This is a genomic window from Streptomyces niveiscabiei, assembly GCF_001419795.1.
In the GTDB taxonomy this organism is placed as follows: Bacteria; Actinomycetota; Actinomycetes; order Streptomycetales; family Streptomycetaceae; genus Streptomyces; species Streptomyces niveiscabiei.
Genome location: NZ_LIRL01001161.1, coordinates 1 through 2,630, shown reverse-complemented (window position 1 = coordinate 2,630; position 2,630 = coordinate 1). Strand labels below are relative to the sequence as shown.

Genomic DNA, 2,630 nt, shown 5'->3' with positions numbered 1-2,630 from the left:
GTGGGAGGTGGACGACGAGGTGGGACGGGATCGAGGCGTCGATCGCGGCGATGCGGTCGGGGGTGATGCCTTTGTAGAGGGTGGGTTCGACCGTCACCGAGAAGCCGTCGTGGCCCGTGAGGGTGCGGGAGCCGTCGGGGCGGGTGGTCATGGCGGCGCAGGTGGCGTAGTGGACGGTGACGGGGCCTCGGGGGGTGGACAAGGAGACCCCCTCCTGGCCGATCGTCAGGGTGACGCCGTCCGGTGAGGGGTGTGTCGTACCGGTGACCGTGGTTGAGGAGTACTGGGGGGCGAGGGTGAAGCCCGCCCAGTCGACGCCCCGGCCCGGTACCTGCATCAGCGCGGTGGACCAGGTCTCCTGGGCGACTTCGTGGACGTCCGCGAGGGTGACGGCGTTGAGGTCCGCCCGGCGTTCCTCGACCGACATCACCGGCCGCCCCAGCAGGATGCTGAGCGCGTTGCCGGGGAGGAGGCCCGCGCCGGGGTCGTCGTACTGCTTGGCGATCCGGGCGCGGGAGGAGTCCAGTTCCTGTTGGGTGATCGTGCCCGCGCGCAGGCGGGCGAGGGTGTCGATGAAGCCGCCGGTGACCGCGTCCTGCTTCTTGGGGAGGGCGTCGGCGTAGGCGGTGATCGTGGCGTGGGCCGCGTCCCGTACGGAGTAGTCCGCGTCGGCCTGGTAGGAGTAGCCGCCCTCCTGGCGCAGGTCGTGGAAGAGGGCGCGGCCGAAGAGGTCGGCGAAGACCATGGCGGCGGCGGAGCGGCGGACCACGGCGGTCAGGACGACGGTGCCGTCGTCGCCGTGGACGTACGCCGGGGTGACCGGCAGCGCGTCGGAGGCGGGCGGCGCGGGGATGCGGGTGCCCGGCGGGAGGGTGAGGTCGAGGCCGGCGGGGACGTGGTCGCCGGTGAGCCAGAGGACCGCGTTGTCGCGGGTGAAGCGGGTCTGGGCCCAGTAGCGGACGGCGTCCGGCGTGAGGCTCCAGGTCCCCAGCTCGGTGTAGCTGCTGAGCCCGTACCCCTGCGCCCCGTACCGCCACAGCGGCAGCTGCGAGGACCCGCCGCGCCCCGCCGCCTCCGTACGGAGGATCTCCTTCTCCGTCTCCAGCCGCTCCAGGGGCAGTTCGCGCAGGGACGCGCAGACGCTGTTGAGGTACGTGACGACCTCGGCCTCGGTGCCGGTGACGTGGAAGAGGGTGTACGTGTTGGCCGTCGCCCCGTTGTAGTGCAGGTCGGACAGGCCCAGGCGGTGCAGCGCGAGGTGTTCGACGAGGTGGGTGAGGCCGGCGGTGGCGAGGGTCTCGTCGGCCCGTCCGACGCGGAACATGAGGCCGGCGGTGATCTCGGAGGACGACGTGCCGGGGGCGTAGAGCGTCGGGATGCCCTGCGTGACCGTGCTGTTCATCGGGCGACCGCCTCTCGCGCGGACTTGCGGTGCCTGCGGAACGCGGCCTTCGGGTCGGACAGGTAGGACCAGGGGCCGGCGGCCCGGTCGCCGAGTGCGGCGAAGTGGGGGGCGGCGTCGGCGTGGTGACCGCCGAGGGAGAAGGCCATCGCGAAGGTGCCGTGCGCGTAGCCGCTGGAGAGGTCGGGGCGGTACGCCGGGTGCCGTACGGAGATGGCGGCGGCGTTGCGCAGGTCCTGGAGGACGTTCACGCCACGCAGGTACGGTCCCCCCTTCTCGTCCAGCGACAGCCAGTGCTCGATGTGCGCGTCGGCGACGAGGACGCCGGTCGGGGCGCCGTCGGGGGCCTCGCGGGTCGCCTCGGCGGCGAAGCCGTGCGCCTCCTCCCAGGTGCCGCCCCACTTCGGGCAGAGCTGCTGGAGAAGGGCGGCCTGGGCGCCGTACACGTGCGGGTGGTGGGCGCGGAGGCGGTCGTAGCGGCGGCGGGCCTCGGTGGCGCCGAGTTCCAGGCCGCGGGCCAGGGTGATGCGGATGTACCAGGCCGGGGCGTACGAGGGCTGCTCCGCGCAGACCTGGATCAGCAGCTGCTCCGCGCGCCGCAGCCAGGCGTGGAACTGGTCGAACTGCTCCCCGGAGACGTGCTTCGCGAACGCGGCGCCGCGGATGTCCCAGCCGATGATCAGGTACCGCTTCGCGAGGAGGGTCCTCGGCAGGGGGTCGGCGGGGAAGTCGGCCGCCGCGCGCTCCAGCCACTGTTCGGCGCCGGGGGTCTCGGCGACGGAGTTGAGCGCGGTGATCATGTCGTCCACGCTCCCGAGCCGCCCGAAGAAGCCCCGCACGGCGGTCCAGTCCCCCGCGTGCGCCGCCTCCCGCAACGGGAGCAGCTCCGGCATGTCGTCGTACCTGTCGAAACTCGGCTCTGCGCCGCCCACTCTGTCCCCACCCTGACTTGATTCGTACATCTGTTTCAAGACGCCGCAGAGTAACAGCCCAGGTGACCTCTAAGGTGCTCGGCATGAGCATCATCGGAGTCGGCATCGACGTGGCCGAGATCGAACGCTTCGCGGCGAGAGCCGGCGTGCGGTGCAGGGACGCCGCGAAGCGTTCGATCTCGGCCACGTCGATGCCGACTCCGATGATGCTCATGCCGAGCACCTTAGAGGTCACCTGGGCTGTTACTCTGCGGCGTCTTGAAACAGATGTACGAATCAAGTCAGGGTGGGGACAG

2 protein-coding genes and 1 pseudogene are annotated in these 2,630 nt (G+C 71.5%); all 3 read right to left on the bottom strand.

Annotated elements, in window-relative coordinates; all coding sequences use genetic code 11:
• A partial coding sequence (locus AOK24_RS41455) for a M16 family metallopeptidase (RefSeq protein WP_055725055.1) occupies positions 1 to 1,402 on the bottom strand: 1,402 nt, incomplete at its 3' end.
• Entirely contained in the window at positions 1,399 to 2,295 is an 897-nt protein-coding gene (locus AOK24_RS41450) for a hypothetical protein (protein WP_063799618.1), read from the bottom strand. The genes AOK24_RS41450 and AOK24_RS41455, both read right to left, overlap by 4 nt.
• Before the next feature lie 166 nt (positions 2,296 to 2,461).
• Positions 2,462 to 2,548 (bottom strand): annotated as a pseudogene (locus AOK24_RS49470) (holo-ACP synthase); the annotation flags it as partial.
• Positions 2,549 to 2,630: the final 82 nt, after the last annotated feature.

What these genes read in the sequence shown, in the direction of transcription:
- AOK24_RS41450 (WP_063799618.1), bottom strand. Translation starts at nt 2,295, where the DNA reads ATGCCGGAGCTGCTCCCGTTGCGGGAGGCGGCGCACGCGGGGGACTGG.